Consider the following 19,109-nt stretch of genomic DNA (forward strand, 5'->3'; position numbering starts at 1 on the left):
GCCGGCACGGGGGTCACAGGTGGCGCCTGCGGGCGGCGGCGTCCCGCTCGTACCGCTCGCGGGCCTCCGTCGCGGCCTCGCGCGTGGACACCTCGGCCACGGGCACGTCCCACCAGGCCTCGGCGCCGGGAGCGGTGGCCGCTGGGTCGGTCTCGACGTACACGCAGGTCGGCCGGTCCGAGGCGCGGGCCGTGGCCAGTGCTTCGCGCAGCTCGCGGACGGTCTTGGCGCGCAGCACGTCCATGCCGAGGCTGGCCGCGTTGGCGGCGAGGTCGACCGGGAGCGGCGCCCCGCGGAAGGTGCCGTCGGCGGCCCGGTGGCGGTAGGCGGTGCCGAAGCGCTCGCCGCCCACCGACTCCGACAGGCCGCCGATGGAGGCGTACCCGTGGTTCTGGACCAGGACCAGGTTGACGGGCAGCCCCTCCTGGACGGCGGTGACGATCTCGGTGGGCATCATCAGGTAGGTGCCGTCGCCCACCAGGGCCCAGACCGGGACGCCCGGCGCGGCCTGCTGGACGCCGATCGCGGCCGGGATCTCGTAGCCCATGCACGAGTAGCCGTACTCCAGGTGGTACTGGCGCCGGCTCCGGGCCCGCCACAGCTTGTGCAGGTCGCCGGGGAGCGAACCGGCCGCGTTGATCACCACGTCCTCGTCGCCGACGACGGCGTCCAGCGCGCCGAGCAGCTGCGTCTGGGTGGGTACGGCGCTGTCGTCGTCGGCGCGGCAGGCCGCGTCGACGACCCGCCCCCACGCGTCCTTCCCGGCCCGGTACTCGGCCTCGTACGCGCCGTCCACCCGGTGCCCGCCCAGGGCCGCCCCGAGGGCCTCCAGGGCCGCCCTGGCGTCCCCGACGACCGTTCGGGCCGCCAGCTTGTGGGAGTCGAACGCGGTGATGTTGAGGTTGACGAACCGGACGTCCGGGTGCTGGAAGAGCGTGCCGGACGCGGTCGTGAAGTCGCTGTAGCGGGTGCCGACGCCGATCACCAGGTCCGCGGTGCGGGCGATGTCGTCGCAGACCGCCGTGCCGGTGTGGCCGATGCCGCCGAGGTCGGCCGGGTGGTCGTGGCGCAGGGACCCCTTGCCCGCCTGGGTGGAGGCGACCGGGATGCCGGTGGTGTCCACCAGCGCCCTGAGCGCCTCCTCGGCCTCGCTGTGGTGCACCCCGCCGCCCGCGACGATCAGCGGGCGGGCGGCGGACCGGATCACGCGGACCGCCTCGGCCAGCTCGGCGGGGTCGGGCACGGGACGCCGTACCCGCCAGACGCGGTCGGCGAAGAACTCCTCCGGCCAGTCGTACGCCTGCGCCTGCACGTCCTGCGGCAGCGCCAGGGTGACCGCGCCGGTCTCCGCCGGGTCGGCGAGCACCCGCATCGCGTTCAGCGCGGCGGGGATCAGCGCCTCGGGGCGGGTCACCCGGTCGAAGTAGCGCGACACCGGGCGCAGGGTGTCGTTGACGGACACGTCGGCCTCGACGGGGTGCTCCAGCTGCTGGAGCAGCGGATCGGCGGGGCGGGTGGCGAAGTAGTCGCCGGGCAGCAGGAGGACCGGCAGGCGGTTGATCGTCGCGAGGGCCGCGCCGGTCACCAGGTTCGTGGCGCCGGGGCCGATGGACGTCGTCACGGCCTGCGCGGACAGACGGTCCAGCTGACGCGCGTATCCGACGGCCGCGTGCACCATGGCCTGCTCGTTGCGGCCCTGGTGGTACGGCATCGCCGCCTCGCCCGCCTCCAGGAGCGCCTGGCCGATCCCCGCCACGTTGCCGTGGCCGAAGATGCCCCAGGTGCCGGCGATCAGCCGGCGGCGCACCCCGTCCCGCTCCGTGTACTGGACGGACAGGAAACGCACCAGCGCCTGGGCGACGGTCAGGCGCCGGGTCGTGGACTCGCTCATCGGGGGGACCTCACGGAGAAGGGACGGGGAACGACGGAGAACGACGGGGAACGGGCAGGGGCGGGCGGGGATCAGCCGGGGCCCTCGCCGGCGGCGGGCCGGCCGGCCGCGGTGGCGTAGCGCAGGGTCCGGTCCAGCTCCCAGCCGGACAGCAGTCCGTGGCACAGCGAGCCGCCGAACGCGTCGTCCATGTCGGTGTCCGCGTCGGCGTCCGGGCCGTCGGCCGTCCCGGCGGGCCCCGGCACGACCTCGGCGGTGGTGCCGTCGCGGTGCACCGCCAGCACGCCCCGGGAGCCCTGGCGGACCAACGCCAGCTCCACGCCGGCCGCGAGCAGCGCCTCGGCGCAGGCGCGCGGTTCGCGTGAGCCGGTGGCCATCTCGCAGGCGTCGAGGTCGCCGACCGCGACCGTGGCGTGCCGCAGCACCTCGGCGTAGCAGGGGCGGGCCTCCTCCGGGTCCTTCCAGGCGGAGTCGGCCCACTGGGCGGGGCGCCAGTCGAGGTCGAAGACGGTGGTGCCCGCCCGGCCGCGCGCCTTGAGGGCGGCGAGGGTGGCGGAGCGGCTCGGCTCCTCGCTGAGGCCCGTACCGGTGACCCAGAAGATCCGGGCCGCGCGGATGGCGAAGTAGTCGGGTGCGTCGGCGTGCACCACGACGCTGGTGCGGCCGAGGCGGGCGGCGGCCACGGCCACCCGTGCGGCGGAACGGCCGGAGGTCCCCCGGAGGGCCGCCGTCCGGGCGAGGGGTACGCCCGACCGCAGGGGGTAGAGATCGACTCCGGTACGGTCGATCGTGATCAGATCGAAGGACTGTGCTGACTCGGCCATGTGCGACGCTCCTCGAACTATGCCGGGGCGGCGGGTCCCGAGGGGCCTGCCGCCCCCCAGGTGTAGGTCCGGGAGGGCGACGCTGTCAATACTTTGTACTTACATTCGGACCTGAGCGTGAAATGATGTCTTAACAAAGTATTGACAGCGGGCGCGTCAAGGGGTGGAATCCCGTCCCAGCACAGCAGCCGCTTTTGTGGCGTACGACCCGGACTTATCGCAGATCCAGGCCTCGGATCCCCGTGATCCGCCTTGCCTTTCCCCCGTAGCACAGTGAGGTGCAGGAAAGATGGACCGCTCTTCGCACTCCCGCTCCCGCAGATTCGCCCCCGTCGTGGCCGTGGCCGCGGCGGCGGCGCTGACCCTCGCGGGCTGCTCCAGCAGCTCCGGCGGCAAGAAGGCCGAGGAAAGCGCGGCCGGTGCCTCGGCCGGAAAGGCCGACACCCCGCGGATGACGGTCGCCCTGGTCACCCACCAGTCGCCCGGCGACACCTTCTGGGACATCGTCCGCAAGGGTGCGGAGGCGGCCGCGGCGAAGGACAACGTCAAGCTCGTCTACTCCGCCGACCCGAACGCGGGCGCCCAGGCCACCCTGGTGCAGAACGCGATCGACCAGAAGGTCGACGGCATCGCCATCACCCTCGCCAAGCCGGACGCCATGAAGGACGTCGTCAGCAAGGCGAAGGCGGCGAACATCCCCGTCGTCGGCCTCAACTCCGGTGTCAGCGAGTGGCAGAAGCTCGGCCTGATGTCGTTCTTCGGCCAGGACGAGACCGTGGCCGGCGAGGCGCTCGGCAAGCGGCTCAACGGCGCCGGCGCCAAGAAGGTCGTCTGTGTCGTCCAGGAACAGGGCAACATCGGCCTCACCCAGCGCTGCGACGGAGTGAAGAAGACGTTCACCGGCTCCACCCAGACGCTGTACGTCAACGGCACCGACATGCCGTCCGTGAAGTCGACGATCACCGCCAAGCTCAAGCAGGACAGCTCCATCGACTACGTCGTCGCGCTCGGCGCCCCGTTCGCGCTGACCGCGGTGCAGTCGGTGAGCGACGCCGGCAGCAAGGCCAAGATCGCCACCTTCGACCTGAACAAGGAGCTGACCGGCGCCATCAGCAAGGGCACGATCCAGTTCGCGGTCGACCAGCAGCCCTACCTCCAGGGCTACCTGGCCATCGACTCCCTGTGGCTCTACAAGAACAACGGCAACTACATGGGCGGTGGCGAGCAGCCGGTGCTGACCGGGCCCGCCTTCGTCGACAAGACCAACGTCGACACCGTCGCGCAGTTCGCCGCGAAGGGCACCCGGTGATCTGAATGACCCAGCAGGCTGAGCCGGCGGTGACCACACCGCCGGCCCCCGGCCAAAGGAAGACCGACGGGCGCACCGCGCGGCGCCCCCTGGTGTTCCGGCTGCTCGCGCGACCCGAGGTCGGGGTGTTCCTCGGTGCGGTCGCCGTGTACGTGTTCTTCCTCGTCGCGGCGCCCCCGGTGCGCGACGGCAGCTCCATGGCCAACATCCTGTACCAGTCGTCGACCATCGGGATCATGGCCCTGCCGGTCGCGCTCCTGATGATCGGCGGCGAGTTCGACCTGTCGGCCGGCGTCGCCGTCATCACCTCGGCGCTCACCGCGAGCATGCTCAGCTACCAGCTGACCATGAACGTGTGGGTCGGTGTGGTCGTCGCGCTGATCGTGTCCCTCGGGATCGGCTTCCTGAACGGCTGGATGGTGGTCAGGACCGGGCTGCCCAGCTTCCTGATCACCCTGGGCACCTTCCTGATCCTGCAGGGCGTCAACCTCGCGGTGACCAAGCTGGTCACCACCAACGTGGCCACCGACGACATCAGCACGATGGACGGCTTCGACCAGGCGAAGAAGGTCTTCGCCTCCTCCTTCGACGTCGGCGGCGTCCAGGTGAAGATCACCATCGTCTACTGGCTGGTCTTCGCGGCCATCGCCACCTGGATCCTGCTGCGCACCAAGTACGGCAACTGGATCTTCGCGGTCGGCGGCAACAAGGAGTCGGCCCGCGCGGTCGGCGTCCCGGTCACCTTCACCAAGATCTCGCTGTTCATGCTGGTCGGGCTGGGTGCCTGGTTCGTCGGCATGCACCAGCTGTTCACCTTCAACACCGTCCAGTCCGGCGAGGGCGTCGGCCAGGAGCTGATCTACATCTCCGCGGCCGTCATCGGCGGCTGCCTGCTCACCGGCGGCTACGGCTCGGCGATCGGCCCGGTCTTCGGCGCCTTCATGTTCGGCATGGTCCAGCAGGGCATCGTCTACGCCGGCTGGAACCCCGACTGGTTCAAGGCCTTCCTCGGTGTCATGCTCCTCGGCGCCGTCCTCATCAATCTGTGGGTCCAGCGCACGGCGACCCGGAGGTGACGTGATCCCATGACAACCACCAACGGAACCGGCACGCACGGGGCCATCATCGAGGACACCGCCCCGGCGGCGGCCGACGGCGCCCTCGTCGAACTGCGCAACGCGGGCAAGTCCTACGGCAACATCCGCGCCCTGCACGGCGTCGACCTGACCGTCCACCCCGGCCGCGTCACCTGCGTGCTGGGCGACAACGGCGCGGGCAAGTCCACCCTCATCAAGATCATCTCGGGGTTGCACCAGCACACCGAGGGCGACTTCCTGGTGGACGGCGCCCCGGTGCGCTTCTCCACCCCGCGAGAGGCCCTCGACCGGGGCATCGCCACCGTCTACCAGGACCTGGCGACCGTCCCCCTGATGCCGGTGTGGCGCAACTTCTTCCTCGGCTCCGAGATGACGAAGGGCCCCTGGCCCGTGCGCCGCCTCGACATCGAGAGGATGAAGAAGACCGCGGACGAGGAACTCCGCAACATGGGCATCGTCCTGGACGACCTGGAACAGCCCATCGGCACCCTCTCCGGCGGCCAGCGCCAGTGCGTGGCGATCGCCCGCGCCGTCTACTTCGGCGCCCGCGTCCTCATCCTGGACGAGCCCACCGCCGCCCTCGGCGTCAAGCAGTCCGGTGTCGTGCTGAAGTACATCGCCGCCGCCCGCGACCGCGGCCTCGGCGTCATCTTCATCACCCACAACCCGCACCACGCCTACATGGTCGGCGACCATTTCAGCGTGCTGCGCCTCGGCACGATGGAACTCAGCGCCGACCGCAGCAGCGTGAGCCTCGAGGAACTCACCAACCACATGGCGGGCGGCACGGAACTCGCCGCGCTCAAGCACGAGTTGTCCCAGGTGCGGGGGGTCGACGTGGAGGAGCTCCCGGAGGAGAAGGACCTCACGGCACCTGTGGCGACGGCACCCGAGAAGAAGAACCCTTGACAAGTGCGGTGCGGGGGAGGGGCGTTGCGGTAAGCGGGGCGGCGGTCGGCTGACTTGCCTGGTGGAACCGCGGGTGCGGGTGCGGGCGGTCGTGGTGGCGGTCGTGGTCGTGGTGACGCTCGCGATCGGTCGCGTGGCGGGAGACGGGTCGGTCGCCGCCATGCGGGTGCGGGTGTCCGGGCGTGTGTCCGTGCGGGGCCGGTCGCGGGTGCGGGCCTGTGAGTGGTGCGCGCGGTTTCCCGCGGTCCGGCGTCGAGAGGCGGTGGCGCGTGGCCGCTTTTATGCTGGTGGGGATACGGCCGCTCCCGGCCTTCGCCTCATGACGGCTGTGGTCCGCGGCGCATGTCTCCGCGTGGGGAGTACCCATGACACACCTGTGCACCCGACTGCGCAGAGGAGTTGTCGTCGCCGCCGCGGTGGGGGCGCTGGTGGTGCCGGCCGCGGGCGGGGCCGCCGTGGCGCTGCCGTCCTCCGCCGTCACCGCCGGACAACCCTCACCGTCCCCGTCCGGGGACGGCGTCCGCGCCCTCACCCCCGACGTACGACGGCAGGTCGACGACGCCGTACGACGCGTCATGGACCAGGCGAACGTGCCCGGCGTGAACGTGGGCATCTGGACGCCGGACAAGGGCGAGTACGTCAAGTCCTTCGGCGTCGCCGACAAGGCCACCGGCCAGCCGATGTCGTCCGACCTGTACCTGCGGATCGGCAGCGAGACCAAGACGTTCACCGTCACGGCACTGCTGGAACTCGTCGACCAGGGCAAGATCGGCCTGGACGACACCATCGGCAAGTACGTCGACGGCGTCCCCAACGGTGACCGGATCACCCTGCGTCAGCTGGCCGGCATGCGCAGTGGCCTGTTCAACTACTCGCAGGACGAGGGTTTCTTCAAGGCGCTGACCTCCGACCCGCAGCGGCCGTTCACCCCGCAGGAACTGCTCGACTACTCCTTCAAGCATCCCGTGCTGTTCCCGCCGGGCAAGAAGTTCTTCTACTGCAACACCAACCTGATCCTGCTCGGGCTGGTCGTGGAGAAGATGTCCGGGCAGCCCCTCGCCGACTACATCCACGACACGATCCTGCAGCCGGCCGGGCTGGACCACACGCTCTTCCCGCACGGCGCGTTCTTCCCCGACCCGCACGCGCAGGGTTACACCGACCAGACCGCGTCCGGGAAGGTCGAGAACACGGCCAGCTGGAACCCGTCCTGGGCGTGGGCGGCCGGCGCCATGATCTCGCAGCTCCAGGACCTCCGGGTCTGGGCGCGCACGGTCGCCACCGGCCAACTGCCCGACGGTGACCGGCTGATCAGCGCCCCGACCCAGAAGCAGCGGCTCACCACGCCGCCGACCCCGATCCCGGGCACCGGGTACGGCCTCGGCATCTTCGACGTGCAGGGCTGGATCGGCCACAACGGCTCCCTGCCCGGCTACGAGTCGCTCACCATCTACCTGCCGTCGGCGCAGGCGACCCTGGTCGTGATGCTGAACACCGACATCAACTACAAGAACAGCGAGCCCAGCACGCTCTTCGGAGACGCGATCACGAAGATCATCTCTCCGGACCACGTGTTCAACCTGCCGGCCCAACCAGCCGCCAAGTGACAGTCGTAAGGGCACGGCGTGACTCCCGCGGGAGTCACGCCGTGCCCTTACGGAACTCCGTCAGACGGAGCGGACCTCCGCGATCGTCACCGGCCGGTGCTCGTGCAGCGACAGCGTGCACGCCTCCGCGATCCACCCCGCCTCCAGGGCGTCCGCCACCGTGCACGGCGAGGGCCGGTTCCCGGCCACCACCTCGGTGAACGCGGTGAGTTCGGCCCGGTAGGCCGCTGTGAAGCGGTCCATGAAGAAGTCGTGCGGAGTGCCCGCCGGGAAGGTCACCCCGGGTTCCACCGACCGCAGCGGCAGCTTGTCCTCCAGTCCCACCGCGATGGAGTCCGCGAAGCCGTGCAGCTCCATGCGGACGTCGTAACCCCGCGCGTTGTGGCGGCTGTTGGAGATGACGGCGATCGTGCCGTCGTCCAGGGTCAGGAGCGCGCCCGTCGTGTCGGCGTCGCCGGCCTCCTTGATGTACTCGGCGCCCCGGTTGCCGCCCACGGCGTACACCTCGGTCACCTCGCGTCCGGTCACCCAGCGGATGATGTCGAAGTCGTGCACCGAGCAGTCCCGGAAGATGCCGCCGGAGCCGGCGACGTACGCGGCCGGCGGCGGCGCCGGGTCCAGCGTGGTCGACCGTACGGTGTGCAGCTTGCCCAGTTCACCGGCGCGCACCGCGGCCCGGGCGGCCACGAACCCGGCGTCGAAGCGGCGGTTGTAGCCGATCTGGATGGGCACGTCGCTGCCCTCAACCGCCTTGAGCACCGCGACGCCCTCCGCCATCGTGCGGGCGACGGGCTTCTCGCAGAACACGGGGACGCCCGCCTCGACGGCGGCGAGGATCAGACCGGGGTGGGCGTCCGTCGCGGCGGCCACCACGACCCCGTCCACCCCGGCGGCGAGCACGGCCTCGGGCGAGTCCGCGACCTCGCCGCCGAACCGCTCGGCGGCCACCTTGGCGGCGTCCGCGAACGGGTCGGCGAGGACGAGGGAGTCGACCGCGTCGAGGCCGGAGAGGGTCTCGGCGTGGAAGGCGCCGATGCGGCCGAGGCCGAGGATTCCGATGCGCATGAGCTCCGCTGCTTTCGTGTGTGGGTGCTGTCCGTTGCCGGGGCTCTGCCCCGGGCCCCGGTCGCCCTTCGGGCTCGTCCTCGAACGCCGGACGGGCTGGATGGTCGCCGGGCTGTGTGGTCGTCCGACGGGCTGGACGGTCGCCGGACGGGCTGTGCGGGCGGGCTGGAGGGTGGGGCCGTCGGCCTGGGTCGTGAGGTCAGTCCAGTCCGCCCAGTACGTTCTGGTCCCAGTCGATGACCGAGCCGGTGACCACGCCCGAGCGGTCGGAGAGGAGGAGGACCACGAAGTCGGCGATCTCGTCGGGCTGGCCGAGTTTGCCCATCGGGAGACGGGCGGCTGCCTCCTCGCGCCAGTCGTCCCCGGCGCCGTGGAAGGCCCGCTGGGTCGCGTCCTCGCCTTCGGTGGCCGTCCAGCCGATGTTCAGGCCGTTGATCCGGACGCGGTCCCAGCGGTGGGCGTGCGCCGCGTTGCGGGTCAGGCCGATCAGCCCGGCCTTGGCCGCCACGTAGGGCGCCAGGAACGCCTGACCGCCGTGCGCCGACGAGGTGATGATGTTGACGACCGTGCCGGGCGACTCGCGCGCCACCATGTCAGCGACCGCCGCCTGCATCGCGAAGAAGGGCGCCCGGAGGTTGATCGCGATGTGCTGGTCGAAGAGTTCCGGCGTGGTGTCGAGCAGCGTGCCCCGCGAGGTGAGCCCGGCGGAGTTGACCAGGCAGTCGACGCGGCCGTACGCGGCGACCACCTCGGCCACCGACGTCTTCGCCTGCTCGGCGTCGGCGAGGTCGGCGCGTACGAACATCGCCTTGCTGCCGAGGGCCGTCAGCTCGGCCACCAGCGCCTCGCCCGGCTCCGGGCGCCGCCCGGTCACGGCGACCGCGGCGCCCTCGCGGGCCGCGGCCCGCGCGATGGCGGCGCCGACCCCCTGGCTGCCGCCGTTGACCAGGACGATCCTGTCGTCGAGTAGTCCCATGAGTGGACGGCCCTTTCAGCTCTGGCGCCGCACCGCGGCGGCCTTCAGTTCGTCGCGCAGGGCCGCGGGCGTCCACGTCTCGCGCAGCGCCCGCCGCACCGTGTCTGCCTGGGACGGCGGCGCGAGCCCCTCGACCGGCGGATCGCGGTCGAGGTCGGTGGGGAACGGGTAGCCCTCGGCGCTCGCGGCGATCACGCGGTCCAGCCACTCCTCGCCGGCGCCCTCGGCGGCGCGCCGCAGCAGCACCGGGAACACGGCCTCCACGACCGCCTCGCGGTCCACCGTCTCCATCGCCCGCCCGAACGCGGAGGACACCTGGAGCAGGTTGGCCGTACGCCGGATGTCGGGGGAGCGGTTGGTGCCGGCGGCGTGGAACAGCGCGGGGTTGAAGAAGACGGCGTCGCCCTTGGCCAGCGGGAGTTGGACGTGCCGTTCCCCGAAGTACGCCTGGAACCCGGGCAGTCGCCAGGCGAGGTAGCCCGGTTCGTAGGACTGCGAGTACGGCAGGTACATCGTCGGACCCGACTCCACGGGCATGTCGCAGTGCGCGACCGCCCCCTGGAGGGTGAGCACGGGGGAGAGGCGGTGCACGTGCGCGGGATACGCGGCCGCCGCCTCGTTCGACAGGAACCCCAGGTGGTAGTCGCGGTGCACGCTCTGCGCGGCTCCGCCCGGGTTGACCACGTTGACCTGCGAGGTGACCTGGTAGCCGGGGCCGAGCCAGGCGGCCGAGACCAGCGCCAGCATGTCGTTGGCGTAGTAGTCGGCGAACGCCTCGGGGTCGTGCCGGGCGGCCTTCTCCAGCGCGTTCCACACCCGGTCGTTGGCGCCCGGCGCGGCGAAGTGGTCACCGGCGCTCGCGCCCGAGGCGCGCTGCCCGTCGATCAGGGCGTCGAAGACGGCGGTGAGCCGGTCCACGACCGCCGGGTCGGGGAACGCGCCCCGCAGGACCACGATGCCGGGCCCCTCGTCGAGGGCGCGCACGAGTTCGGCCTGCACCTCCCGGCGGTCCGCGAGCCCGCGCAGCCGCTCGCTCTCGTAGACGAGGACGTTGTGGGTCACCGACGAGGCGTGCGGGTGGTCCGCGAGGTCGGTGGTCCGCTCCACGAGGGCGCGGAGGGCGTCGAGGTCGCAGTCCTGCTCGGACAGCCAGGCACGTCGTCGTACGGAGAGGAAGGACATCGTCGTCCCTTCGGGCGGAGCGATACGGCTCTGTCATTCTTGTCAGTACAAAGCCGTCGAACAACCGGCAGGCGACCGTCAAAAACCCCTCAAGGAGCCTCCGCATGGGCCACCCTTTCCCGATCCGGGAGATCGCGCGTCAGGCGGGCCTGAGCGAAGCCACCGTGGACCGGGTCCTCAACGGCCGCGGCGGGGTACGGGGGAGCACCGCGCAGGAGGTCCGGCAGGCCATCGCCGACCTGGACCGCCAGCGCACCCAGGTCCGGCTGGTCGGCCGTACCTTCATGGTCGACATCGTGATGCAGACCCCGGAGCGGTTCTCCACCGCCGTACGGGCCGCCCTGGAGGAGGAACTGCCGGGGCTGCACCCCGCCGTCGTGCGCTCGCGGTTCCACTTCCGGGAGACCGGCCCGGTGGCGGAGCTGACCAGGACCCTGGACCGGATCGCCCGGCGCGGCTCGCAGGGCGTCATCCTCAAGGCGCCCGACGTCCCCGAGGTCGCCGCGGCGGTCGGCCGGATCGCCGACGCCGGCATCCCCGTGGTGACCCTGGTGACCGACCTGCCCTCCACTGCGCGGCTCGCCTACGTCGGCATGGACAACCGTGCGGCGGGCGCGACGGCCGCCTATCTGATGGGCCAGTGGCTGGGCGCGCGCCCCGGGAACGTGCTCACCAGTCTCAGCAGCGGCTTCTTCCGCAACGAGGAGGAACGCGAGATGGGTTTCCGCAGCGCCATGCGCGCCGGGCACCCGGACCGCGCCCTGGTCGAGATCACCGAGGGGCAGGGCCTGGACGCCACGCAGTACGACCTGGTCCGCGCCGCCCTGGAGCGCGACCCGCGGATCAGGGCCGTGTACTCCATCGGTGGCGGCAACATCGCCACCCTGCGGGCGTTCGCGGACCTCGGCCGGGAGTGCGCGGTGTTCATCGCCCACGACCTCGACCACGACAACACCCGCCTGCTGCGCGAGCAGCGGTTGTCCGTCGTCCTCCACCACGACCTGCGCCGCGACATGCGGGAGGCGTGTCACATCGTGATGCGGGCGCACGGCGCGCTGCCGCCCGCGGGACCCACCCTGCCGTCGGCGATCCAGGTGGTCACGCCGTACAACCTGCCGCCGCGGGCGCCGTCGGGCTGACCGCCGGCACGGCGCGGCGCGGGCCCGCGCCGCACGGGCGCGGGACCCCGGGCGCCCGCGGCCGACCGCACCGACCGGATGCCTGGCCGCGCCGATCCCACGCCTCGCGGTGCCGTCCGGTAGTGGCGCGGTCCCCTCGCGGTGCCGTCCGATCGCGGCGCGCTCCCGTCAGGGTGCAGTCTCCACGTCGACCCAGGTGCCGCTGTCGGCGGAGCGCGCCATCGCGTCCAGTACGGCGGCGCTGCGCACGGCGTCCGGCAGGGTCGCCCCGTACGGCCTGCCCTCGGCGACGGAGCGCAGGAACCGGTGGGCCTCGACGACCTTGAGGTCGTCGTAGCCCATGGCGTTGGCGGCGCCGGGCTGGAAGGCGCCGAACTCCCCGTCACCCGGGCCGACATACACCGTGCTCACGGGCTGGTCCTGGTAGGCCGTGCCGCGGCTGACGCCGAGCTCGTTCATCCTGCGGAAGTCCCAGAACACCGCGCCCGTGGTGCCGTGCACCTCGAAGCCGTAGTTGTTCTGCTCGCCCACCGAGACGCGGCACGCCTCCAGGACACCGCGGGCACCGGAGGCGAAGCGCAGCAGACAGCTGACGTAGTCCTCGTTCTCGACCGGGCCCAGTTCACCGCCCGCGGCCCGGGAGTGGCCGGCGGTCGCGCCGGTCGGGCGGGCCCGGCGCGGCACGAAGACCGCGGTGTCGGCGGTCAGCGACGCGATGTCGCCGAGGAGGTACCGGGCCAGGTCCGCCCCGTGCGAAGCGAGGTCGCCCAGCACTCCGCTGCCGCCGCGCTCCCGCTCGTACCGCCAGGTCAGCGCGCCCTCCGGATGCGCCGCGTAGTCACTGAACAGCCGGACCCGGACATGGGTGACGGTGCCGATCCCCCCGGACGCGATCAGCTCGCGGGCCGCCTCCACGGCAGGCGCGTTGCGGTAGTTGAAGCCCACCGCGCCCTGGACACCGGCCCGGGCGACGGCGTCGGCGACCGCCCGCGCGTCGGCCGCCGTCAGGCCCACCGGCTTCTCGATCCAGAGGTGCTTGCCGGCCTCGGCCATCGCCACCCCGATCTCCCGGTGCAGGAAGTTGGGGGCGGTGATGCTCACGGCCCGGACCCGAGGATCGTCGGCCACCTCGCGCCAGTCGCGGGTGGCCGAGGCGAACCCGAACTGCGCGGCGGCCCGCTCGGCCCGGCCCGGCACCTCCTCGGCGACCGCCACCAGCCTCGGACGCAGTGGCAGCTCCGGATAGTGGTGCGGGACGCGGAGGTACGCCTGGGTGTGCACCCGGCCCATCCACCCGAACCCGACGACCGCGACCCCGAACCCATCCGCCGGCGCATCCACCATGACAGCCCCTCTTCGGACTTCCTCGAACCGTTGGTGCCGGTCCCCGCTTTTTGGACCGGTCCATGTCTTGTCCGGCCCACCCTGAGTGCGGTCGTGGGCGCTGTCAACCCCCCGGCCGGGGGACGGCGGAGCTCCGGCGGCAGCAGACCGCCCTTTGACAAGCGGAGAGGCTCATGGAACGGTCCATGCCATGAGAGCGCCGACCATCCGCGACGTGGCCGACCATGCCGGCGTCTCCAAGTCGCTGGTGTCGCTGGTGCTGCGCGGCTCCGGTCAGGTGCGGCCGGAGAAGCGTGAGGCCGTGCTGCGCGCCGTGCGCGAACTGGGCTACCGCCCCAACACGGCCGCCCGCAGCCTCAGCGAACAGCGCACCCGCACCGTCGGCGTCCTGCTCCACGACCTGCGCAACCCCTGGTACGTGGACCTCCTGGACGGCCTGAACCCCCTGCTGCACGACCACGGCCTGCACATGCTGCTCGCCGACGCCCGCCTGAACCGGCGCGCCGGCCAGGACCCCGCCGGTCCCTTCATGGACCTCCGGGTCGACGGCCTGGTCGTGGTCGGCACGCTGCCCGACCCGGCGGCGCTCGGCGCGGTCGCCGAGCGGATCCCCGTCGTCGTCGCCGGCGCCCGCGAACCGGTGCCGCCCGGTGTCGACGTCGTCGCCGGCGACGACGAGCAGGGCACCCGGCTGGCCACCGAGCACCTCATCGGCCTCGGCCACCGCCGCATCGCGCACCTCGCGGGTTACGGAGCCGTCGGTGAGCTGCGCCTGCGCAGCTTCGAGGCGACCATGCGCGCGCACGGCCTCGCCGGCGAGGCGTTGGTCGAGCCCACCGACATGACGGAGGAGGGCGGACACCGCGGCACCGTCCGACTGCTCGGCCGGCCGCGCCGGCCCACCGCCGTGCTCGCCGTCAACGACATCGCGGCGGTCGGCGCGCTGTCGGCCGCCGAGGAGTTCGGCCTGCGCGTCCCCCACGACCTGTCGGTGACCGGCTACGACAACACGAGCATCTCCCGGCTGCGCCACCTGTGGCTGACCACCGTGGACAACGCCGGCCACGAGGTCGGCCGCCGCGCCGCCCGCCGCCTCCTGGCCCGCTTCGAGGACCCCGGGGGAGCGGGCGAGGTCCATCTGACCGCGCCCACCCTGGAGATCAGGGGCACGACCGCGCCGCCGGGAGCGGCCGGGCCCGAGCCGGTACCCGGTCGCGCCCCCGGGGACGGGCGGGCTTAGGCGCTGTCCGCCCTGTCGGGCGCCGTCGCCCCCTCCACCACGACCGGCCGGACAGTTCCTGCACCGTGGCGAGCGGGCGGCGCCAAGTGGCGTAGAGGGCCTACAGGTTGACGGCGTACGCCTTGCGCAGCGTCTCGTGCACCGTCCACGTCGTACGGTCACCCTCGCGCAGCACCGCCATGTCGCCGGGCCCGACCGTCAGCGTCGGCCCGCCCGCGATCTCGATGGTGGCGGAACCGCTGATCACGACGAACAGCTCGTCCGCCTCGGTGTCGGTGACCACGCCCGGGGTGATCTGCCAGATGCCCCGGACCTGACGGCCGTCGGCCGACTCCCACACGACCTTCCCGGTCACCTCCGGCGTCCCGGAGACGATCTGCTCGGCGGCCGGCGGCTCGGGTTCGAGCTCGGCGTCGGGGATGTGGACGGCGAAACTGTGGGGACTGAGGCTCATACGGCGACCCTAGCGAGCCCCTCCACCGCCCCGGCACCGACAGGGTGTGCGGTATCGGACCAGGTGAGGGGACACATCGTCGCGGCGCACACCACCGGGATGCCCCGACCGGCCCGTAGCGGCGCGGGCAGGCCCGGACGGCTCCGGTTGCGTAGGCTTCCGTCGCTGGAACCCGCCGTCCGCGGCGGGCCCGAGGCGGCTCCAGGGACCCGGCCGCCGACGGGTGGAGCGAGGGCCCGGTGCGGTGGTGAGCATGGCGGGCAGGGCGGAGCAGGCGAGCGCGACCCGGGAGCTGATCCTGACCGCGGCGGAGCGGTTGTTCGCGGAGCGGGGCGTCTACGCGGTGTCCAACCGTCAGGTGAGCGAGGCGGCGGGACAGGGCAACAACGCTGCCGTCGGGTACCACTTCGGCACCAAGGCCGACCTGGTCCGCGCCATCGTCCGCAAGCACGTCGTCCGCATCGAGGAGATCCGCGCCCGGCTCCTGGCGGACGTCGGCGACTGTGACGAACTGCGGGACTGGGTGAACTGCGTGGTCCGCCCCCTGCCCGAGCACCTCGGGGCACTGGGCAGCCCCACCTGGTACGCCCGGTTCTGCGCCCAGGTGATGACCGACCCGGCGCTGCGCCAGATCATGGTGGAGGAGTCCCTCGCGGCCCCGACGCTGCGCCAGGCGATCGAGGGCATGCACCGGTGCCTGCCCGAGGTGCCCGCCGAGATCCGCGCCGAGCGCGGCGAACTGGCCCGCCACCTCATCGTCCACATGGCGGCCGAACGCGAACGCGCCCTGGCGCAGGGCGTCCCCACCCCGCGCGCCACCTGGGACGAGGCCGCGACGGGCCTGGTCGACGCGATCGTCGGCCTGTGGCGTGCCCCGGTCACGGGCGGCCCGAACGCCGGATGACGCTTACCGCCGCCCCGATCCACCGGGCACGTGCCCGGTCGGTCTCCGGCCCCGCGTACGACGAGCGGACCTCGCGTCCCGCCATCTCCGGCCTGCAATACCGCGGGCGAGCATTCGCGCGGCACTGATCGATCCGGAGGCCCAGGGCCTGGTGGAGCGGATCCGCGACCGCGGTTCGCGGGTGCGGGTGGTGGGCGTGGAGGAAGCGGTCGCCATCACCGAGTGCCGCACGGTCCTGGAAGGACTGTGCGCGGCGAGTGACGACCAGCGGGCCGAACTGGCGGACCTGGGCACGGCGATGACCAAGGCCGTGGCCGACGGCGAGCCGGTGACGTACTCCGAGCTCGACCAGGAACTGCACGCCAGGATCCAGGAGTTCCCGGGCCAGCGGACGGCCGTGGACCTGCTGGAGCGGCTCAACGCCCAACTGGTCCGTCATCGCTTCCAGTTGGCGCTCAGGCCGGGCGTCCCCAGCACTCCCTGAGCGAGCACCTGGCGATGATCGAGGCGATCACGGCCAGGGACCCGCGGGCGACCGAGGAGGCCGTCCGCGCCCACCTCACCAGCGTCATCGAGGCGTTGCGCGACTGACACGTGCGAGGCGGGCGCACACCCGTCCACCCGGGCGAACCGCCTGAACGAAGAGGGATCTGAGCAATGACCCAGGCCATCGCGCCCGCCACCCCACGATCGACACTCGTCGTCACCGCGCACGCCGGGGACGAGCCGTGAGCCGTCAGCCGACCGCTCCCTCCCGGTCCGGGGCCCTCAGCGCGTCACGCGTACGCCGTCCAGTGCGACGGACAGCACCCGGTCACGCTGGGTGTCGTCGACGAAGGTCGTGGCGGTGATGCCCGCGACCATGCGCAGCAGGTCCCCGAAGTCCATGTCCGGGCGGGCCACGCCGGCCTTCTGGGCCCGTTCGAACAGCGGTCCGCCGGCGCCGTACATCGAGTCGCGGCAGGCCAGGAAGACCTCCGACTCGTCGTCGAGCGCCTCGCGGACCGCCCGCTTGGTCACCATGTAGTCGGTGAACCGGTCCAGCCACGAGGTCAGCGCCTCCCACGGCTCGAGCCCCGCGACCTCCCGGGCGACCTCGCACAGGGCGTTCACCTCGTCCGCGTAGACGCTCTCGAAGAGGTGGCGGCGGGTGGGGAAGTTGCGGTACAGCGTGCCGATGCCGACGCCCGCGCGGCGGGCGATGTCCTCCAGGGACGCCTCCGCGCCGTTCTCGGCGAACGCCTCGCGCGCGGCGGCCAGCAGCGCGTCGTAGTTGCGTGCCGCGTCCTTCCGGTGCGGCCGCTGGGACGCGACGATCTCACTGACGGGGAACGACTGAGCCGGCACTGCTGCCTCCCGGGGCGGCACGAGGTTGAAGCGGAGGTTGGCCTCCGCTACAGTGGAGGAGTACCTCCACTTTAGCAGTGCGGAGGTGCGTCCGCCGTGGGCGGAGTGTGCGGCCGCACACCCCGCCCCGGATCCGCCACCACCCGTACCGACCCGGGCCCCGCGCCGCGCGCCGCCCGGCGGACACCTCAGTCACCTCCTCCGCGACCGCTCCCCGCGGCCGTCGCGCGCTCCGCCGTGCCCCCGCCGCCCCGCGGCGCACGGCCCGCGGACCCGCGACGACCACGGCCGGCAGACCCAGGCCGCAACCAGTTCGGAGAGGCCCTTCATGCCCCGCACGTCCACCCGCCTCACCTTCGCGGTCCTCGCGACCGGTGCCGGCGTCTTCTCCATGCTCCAGTCGCTGATCGCGCCGGCCCTGCCGACCGTCCAGCACGCCCTGCACACCTCGCAGTCCACCGCCACCTGGGTGATGACGGCCTACCTGCTGTCCGCCTCGATCTTCACGCCGATCCTCGGCCGGGTCGGCGACCTGGCCGGCAAGAAGCGCACCCTGGTCGCCGTCCTGTTCACCGTGGCCGCCGGCTGTCTGCTCGCCGCGCTCGCGCCGAGCATCGGCGTACTGATCGCCGCCCGGGTCGTCCAGGGCGTCGGCGGAGCGCTGTTCCCGCTGTCCTTCGGCATCATCCGCGACGAGTTCGCCCCCTCCGAGGTGGGCCGCAGCATCAGCAACCTGTCCGCGGTGATCGCCGCGGGCGGCGGCGTCGGCATGGTCGCGGCCGGCCCGATCGTGACCGCGCTCGACTACCGCTGGCTGTTCTGGATCCCCGTCGGCATCGTCGTGGCCGCCACCCTCATCGCCCTGCGGTACGTGCCCGAGTCGCGCACCCGGGCGCGGGGGAGGGTCAACTGGCTCGGTGCCGCACTGCTCTCCGCCTGGCTGGTGGCCCTGCTCCTGCCGCTCAGCCAGGCCACCGTGTGGGGCTGGGGCTCGGCCCGCGTGATCGGGCTGTTCACCGCCGCCGTGCTGCTGTTCGGGCTGTGGCTGCTCGCCGAGGCCCGCTCCCGCACCCCGCTGATCGACCTGCGCGTCATGCGGCTGCCCGCCGTGTGGACCACCAACACCGCGGCCCTGCTGTTCGGCGCCGGCATGTACGCGATCTGGTCCTTCCTGCCCGGCTTCGTGCAGACCCCGCGCTCGGCCGGTTACGGCTTCGGCGCGAGCGTCACCGCCGCCGGCCTGCTGATGCTGCCCATGCTGGTGGCGATGTTCCTCTCCGGCATACTCGGCGGCCGCCTCGAACCCGTAGTGGGCGCCAAGGCGCTCCTCACCGCCGGGGCCGCGCTCGGCGCGCTCGCCTGCGGCTTCCTCGCCCTCTGGCACGACGAGCAGTGGCAGATCGCCGTCGTCGCCGGCGTGTTCGGACTCGGCATCGGCCTCGCCTTCGCCTCCATGGCCAACCTGATCGTGGGCAGCGTGCCCGCCGACCAGACCGGCGCGGCGACCGGCATGAACGCCAACATCCGCACCATCGGCGGCTCGATCGGGGCCGCGGTGACCGGCGTCCTGGTCACCGGCCGCCTCCAGCCCTCGGGCCTGCCCTACGGCTCCGGCTATACCCACGGCTTCACCCTGCTCGCGGTGCTGTGCCTGGCCGCCGCGCTGGCGGCGCTCCTGGTGCCGGTGCGCCGGGCGGGACACCTGCCGGGCACGGCCCGCGCCGCCTCCGGCCCGGCGTCCGCCGCACGGGCGGACGGCACGCGGGCGGACGGCACGCGGGTCGACGCGGCGCAGGCGGGCGCCGCGGACCCGGCGGCGCC

Annotated in this window: 16 protein-coding genes and 1 pseudogene; 9 read left to right on the top strand and 8 right to left on the bottom strand. The window is 72.6% G+C overall.

Going from position 1 to position 19,109, the window contains the following annotated elements:
* Positions 1-13 precede the first annotated feature (13 nt).
* The gene (gene iolD, locus ABZT03_RS14130; protein ID WP_356038246.1) at positions 14-1,891 is read right to left on the bottom strand and encodes a 3D-(3,5/4)-trihydroxycyclohexane-1,2-dione acylhydrolase (decyclizing); all 1,878 of its coding nucleotides are present in this window, start codon (positions 1,889-1,891) and stop codon (positions 14-16) included.
* A gap of 71 nt (positions 1,892-1,962) precedes the next feature.
* Positions 1,963-2,715 carry a PfkB family carbohydrate kinase gene (locus ABZT03_RS14135; protein WP_356038249.1) on the bottom strand — a complete coding sequence of 251 codons (753 nt, stop codon included), beginning with the start codon at positions 2,713-2,715 and terminating at the stop codon, positions 1,963-1,965.
* Positions 2,716-3,004: 289 nt separating this feature from the next.
* Between ABZT03_RS14135 and ABZT03_RS14140 the strand changes: the two genes are divergently transcribed.
* From ABZT03_RS14140 to ABZT03_RS14155, 4 genes are all read left to right on the top strand, one after another.
* Positions 3,005-4,024, top strand: coding sequence for a sugar ABC transporter substrate-binding protein (locus ABZT03_RS14140; RefSeq protein ID WP_356038252.1), 1,020 nt, complete (start codon positions 3,005-3,007; stop codon positions 4,022-4,024).
* A 5-nt stretch (positions 4,025-4,029) separates the two neighbouring features.
* Positions 4,030-5,100: an ABC transporter permease gene (locus ABZT03_RS14145; RefSeq protein WP_356038255.1), complete on the top strand. Its 1,071-nt coding sequence runs from the start codon at positions 4,030-4,032 to the stop codon at positions 5,098-5,100.
* A 9-nt stretch (positions 5,101-5,109) separates the two neighbouring features.
* Positions 5,110-6,030, top strand: a complete 921-nt coding sequence (locus ABZT03_RS14150) for an ATP-binding cassette domain-containing protein (protein ID WP_356038257.1) — start codon at positions 5,110-5,112, stop codon at positions 6,028-6,030.
* 365 nt (positions 6,031-6,395) lie between these two features.
* On the top strand, positions 6,396-7,637 hold the full coding sequence (locus ABZT03_RS14155) for a serine hydrolase domain-containing protein (protein WP_356038259.1): 1,242 nt from the start codon (positions 6,396-6,398) through the stop codon (positions 7,635-7,637).
* A gap of 60 nt (positions 7,638-7,697) precedes the next feature.
* Here the strand turns inward: ABZT03_RS14155 and ABZT03_RS14160 are convergent, their stop codons facing one another.
* The 3 genes from ABZT03_RS14160 to ABZT03_RS14170 all read right to left on the bottom strand — a co-directional run bounded on the left by ABZT03_RS14160 (position 7,698) and on the right by ABZT03_RS14170 (position 10,860).
* The gene (locus ABZT03_RS14160; protein WP_356038261.1) at positions 7,698-8,702 is read right to left on the bottom strand and encodes a Gfo/Idh/MocA family oxidoreductase; all 1,005 of its coding nucleotides are present in this window, start codon (positions 8,700-8,702) and stop codon (positions 7,698-7,700) included.
* A gap of 199 nt (positions 8,703-8,901) precedes the next feature.
* Positions 8,902-9,678: an SDR family oxidoreductase gene (locus tag ABZT03_RS14165; protein ID WP_356038263.1), complete on the bottom strand. Its 777-nt coding sequence runs from the start codon at positions 9,676-9,678 to the stop codon at positions 8,902-8,904.
* Between the two features lie 15 nt (positions 9,679-9,693).
* Positions 9,694-10,860: a phytanoyl-CoA dioxygenase family protein gene (locus ABZT03_RS14170; RefSeq protein WP_356038265.1), complete on the bottom strand. Its 1,167-nt coding sequence runs from the start codon at positions 10,858-10,860 to the stop codon at positions 9,694-9,696.
* Between the two features lie 104 nt (positions 10,861-10,964).
* Between ABZT03_RS14170 and ABZT03_RS14175 the strand changes: the two genes are divergently transcribed.
* The gene (locus ABZT03_RS14175) at positions 10,965-11,999 is read left to right on the top strand and encodes a LacI family DNA-binding transcriptional regulator (protein ID WP_356038267.1); all 1,035 of its coding nucleotides are present in this window, start codon (positions 10,965-10,967) and stop codon (positions 11,997-11,999) included.
* Between the two features lie 168 nt (positions 12,000-12,167).
* Here ABZT03_RS14175 and ABZT03_RS14180 read toward each other — a convergent pair whose 3' ends face one another.
* The gene (locus ABZT03_RS14180) at positions 12,168-13,343 is read right to left on the bottom strand and encodes a Gfo/Idh/MocA family oxidoreductase (protein WP_356038269.1); all 1,176 of its coding nucleotides are present in this window, start codon (positions 13,341-13,343) and stop codon (positions 12,168-12,170) included.
* 190 nt (positions 13,344-13,533) lie between these two features.
* Between ABZT03_RS14180 and ABZT03_RS14185 the strand changes: the two genes are divergently transcribed.
* Positions 13,534-14,583: a LacI family DNA-binding transcriptional regulator gene (locus ABZT03_RS14185; RefSeq protein WP_356038271.1), complete on the top strand. Its 1,050-nt coding sequence runs from the start codon at positions 13,534-13,536 to the stop codon at positions 14,581-14,583.
* A 100-nt stretch (positions 14,584-14,683) separates the two neighbouring features.
* Here the strand turns inward: ABZT03_RS14185 and ABZT03_RS14190 are convergent, their stop codons facing one another.
* Positions 14,684-15,037: a cupin domain-containing protein gene (locus ABZT03_RS14190; RefSeq protein WP_356038273.1), complete on the bottom strand. Its 354-nt coding sequence runs from the start codon at positions 15,035-15,037 to the stop codon at positions 14,684-14,686.
* A gap of 253 nt (positions 15,038-15,290) precedes the next feature.
* Between ABZT03_RS14190 and ABZT03_RS14195 the strand changes: the two genes are divergently transcribed.
* Together ABZT03_RS14195 and ABZT03_RS14200 are read left to right on the top strand one after the other, a co-directional pair.
* Positions 15,291-15,941: a TetR family transcriptional regulator gene (locus tag ABZT03_RS14195; protein WP_356038275.1), complete on the top strand. Its 651-nt coding sequence runs from the start codon at positions 15,291-15,293 to the stop codon at positions 15,939-15,941.
* A gap of 97 nt (positions 15,942-16,038) precedes the next feature.
* Positions 16,039-16,532, top strand: a pseudogene (locus tag ABZT03_RS14200) (FCD domain-containing protein).
* 177 nt (positions 16,533-16,709) lie between these two features.
* Here the strand turns inward: ABZT03_RS14200 and ABZT03_RS14205 are convergent.
* Positions 16,710-17,288: a helix-turn-helix domain-containing protein gene (locus ABZT03_RS14205; RefSeq protein ID WP_356038277.1), complete on the bottom strand. Its 579-nt coding sequence runs from the start codon at positions 17,286-17,288 to the stop codon at positions 16,710-16,712.
* Between the two features lie 328 nt (positions 17,289-17,616).
* Between ABZT03_RS14205 and ABZT03_RS14210 the strand changes: the two genes are divergently transcribed.
* Positions 17,617-19,109, top strand: a 1,493-nt coding sequence (locus ABZT03_RS14210) for an MFS transporter (protein WP_356038279.1), incomplete at its 3' end; no start/stop codon positions are given.

Origin of the sequence: Streptomyces sp. NPDC005574, from assembly GCF_040605435.1 — a bacterium.
Classification (GTDB): Bacteria; Actinomycetota; Actinomycetes; order Streptomycetales; family Streptomycetaceae; genus Streptomyces.

Coding starts and splice junctions, on each gene's coding strand:
- ABZT03_RS14165 (WP_356038263.1), bottom strand. CDS start 9,678: ATGGGACTACTCGACGACAGGATCGTCCTGGTCAACGGCGGCAGCCAG.
- ABZT03_RS14175 (WP_356038267.1), top strand. CDS start 10,965: ATGGGCCACCCTTTCCCGATCCGGGAGATCGCGCGTCAGGCGGGCCTG.
- ABZT03_RS14195 (WP_356038275.1), top strand. CDS start 15,291: ATGGCGGGCAGGGCGGAGCAGGCGAGCGCGACCCGGGAGCTGATCCTG.
- ABZT03_RS14170 (WP_356038265.1), bottom strand. CDS start 10,860: ATGTCCTTCCTCTCCGTACGACGACGTGCCTGGCTGTCCGAGCAGGAC.
- ABZT03_RS14150 (WP_356038257.1), top strand. CDS start 5,110: ATGACAACCACCAACGGAACCGGCACGCACGGGGCCATCATCGAGGAC.
- ABZT03_RS14185 (WP_356038271.1), top strand. CDS start 13,534: ATGAGAGCGCCGACCATCCGCGACGTGGCCGACCATGCCGGCGTCTCC.
- ABZT03_RS14180 (WP_356038269.1), bottom strand. CDS start 13,343: ATGGTGGATGCGCCGGCGGATGGGTTCGGGGTCGCGGTCGTCGGGTTC.
- ABZT03_RS14160 (WP_356038261.1), bottom strand. CDS start 8,702: ATGCGCATCGGAATCCTCGGCCTCGGCCGCATCGGCGCCTTCCACGCC.
- ABZT03_RS14135 (WP_356038249.1), bottom strand. CDS start 2,715: ATGGCCGAGTCAGCACAGTCCTTCGATCTGATCACGATCGACCGTACC.
- ABZT03_RS14155 (WP_356038259.1), top strand. CDS start 6,396: ATGACACACCTGTGCACCCGACTGCGCAGAGGAGTTGTCGTCGCCGCC.
- ABZT03_RS14190 (WP_356038273.1), bottom strand. CDS start 15,037: ATGAGCCTCAGTCCCCACAGTTTCGCCGTCCACATCCCCGACGCCGAG.
- ABZT03_RS14145 (WP_356038255.1), top strand. CDS start 4,030: ATGACCCAGCAGGCTGAGCCGGCGGTGACCACACCGCCGGCCCCCGGC.
- iolD (WP_356038246.1), bottom strand. CDS start 1,891: ATGAGCGAGTCCACGACCCGGCGCCTGACCGTCGCCCAGGCGCTGGTG.
- ABZT03_RS14140 (WP_356038252.1), top strand. CDS start 3,005: ATGGACCGCTCTTCGCACTCCCGCTCCCGCAGATTCGCCCCCGTCGTG.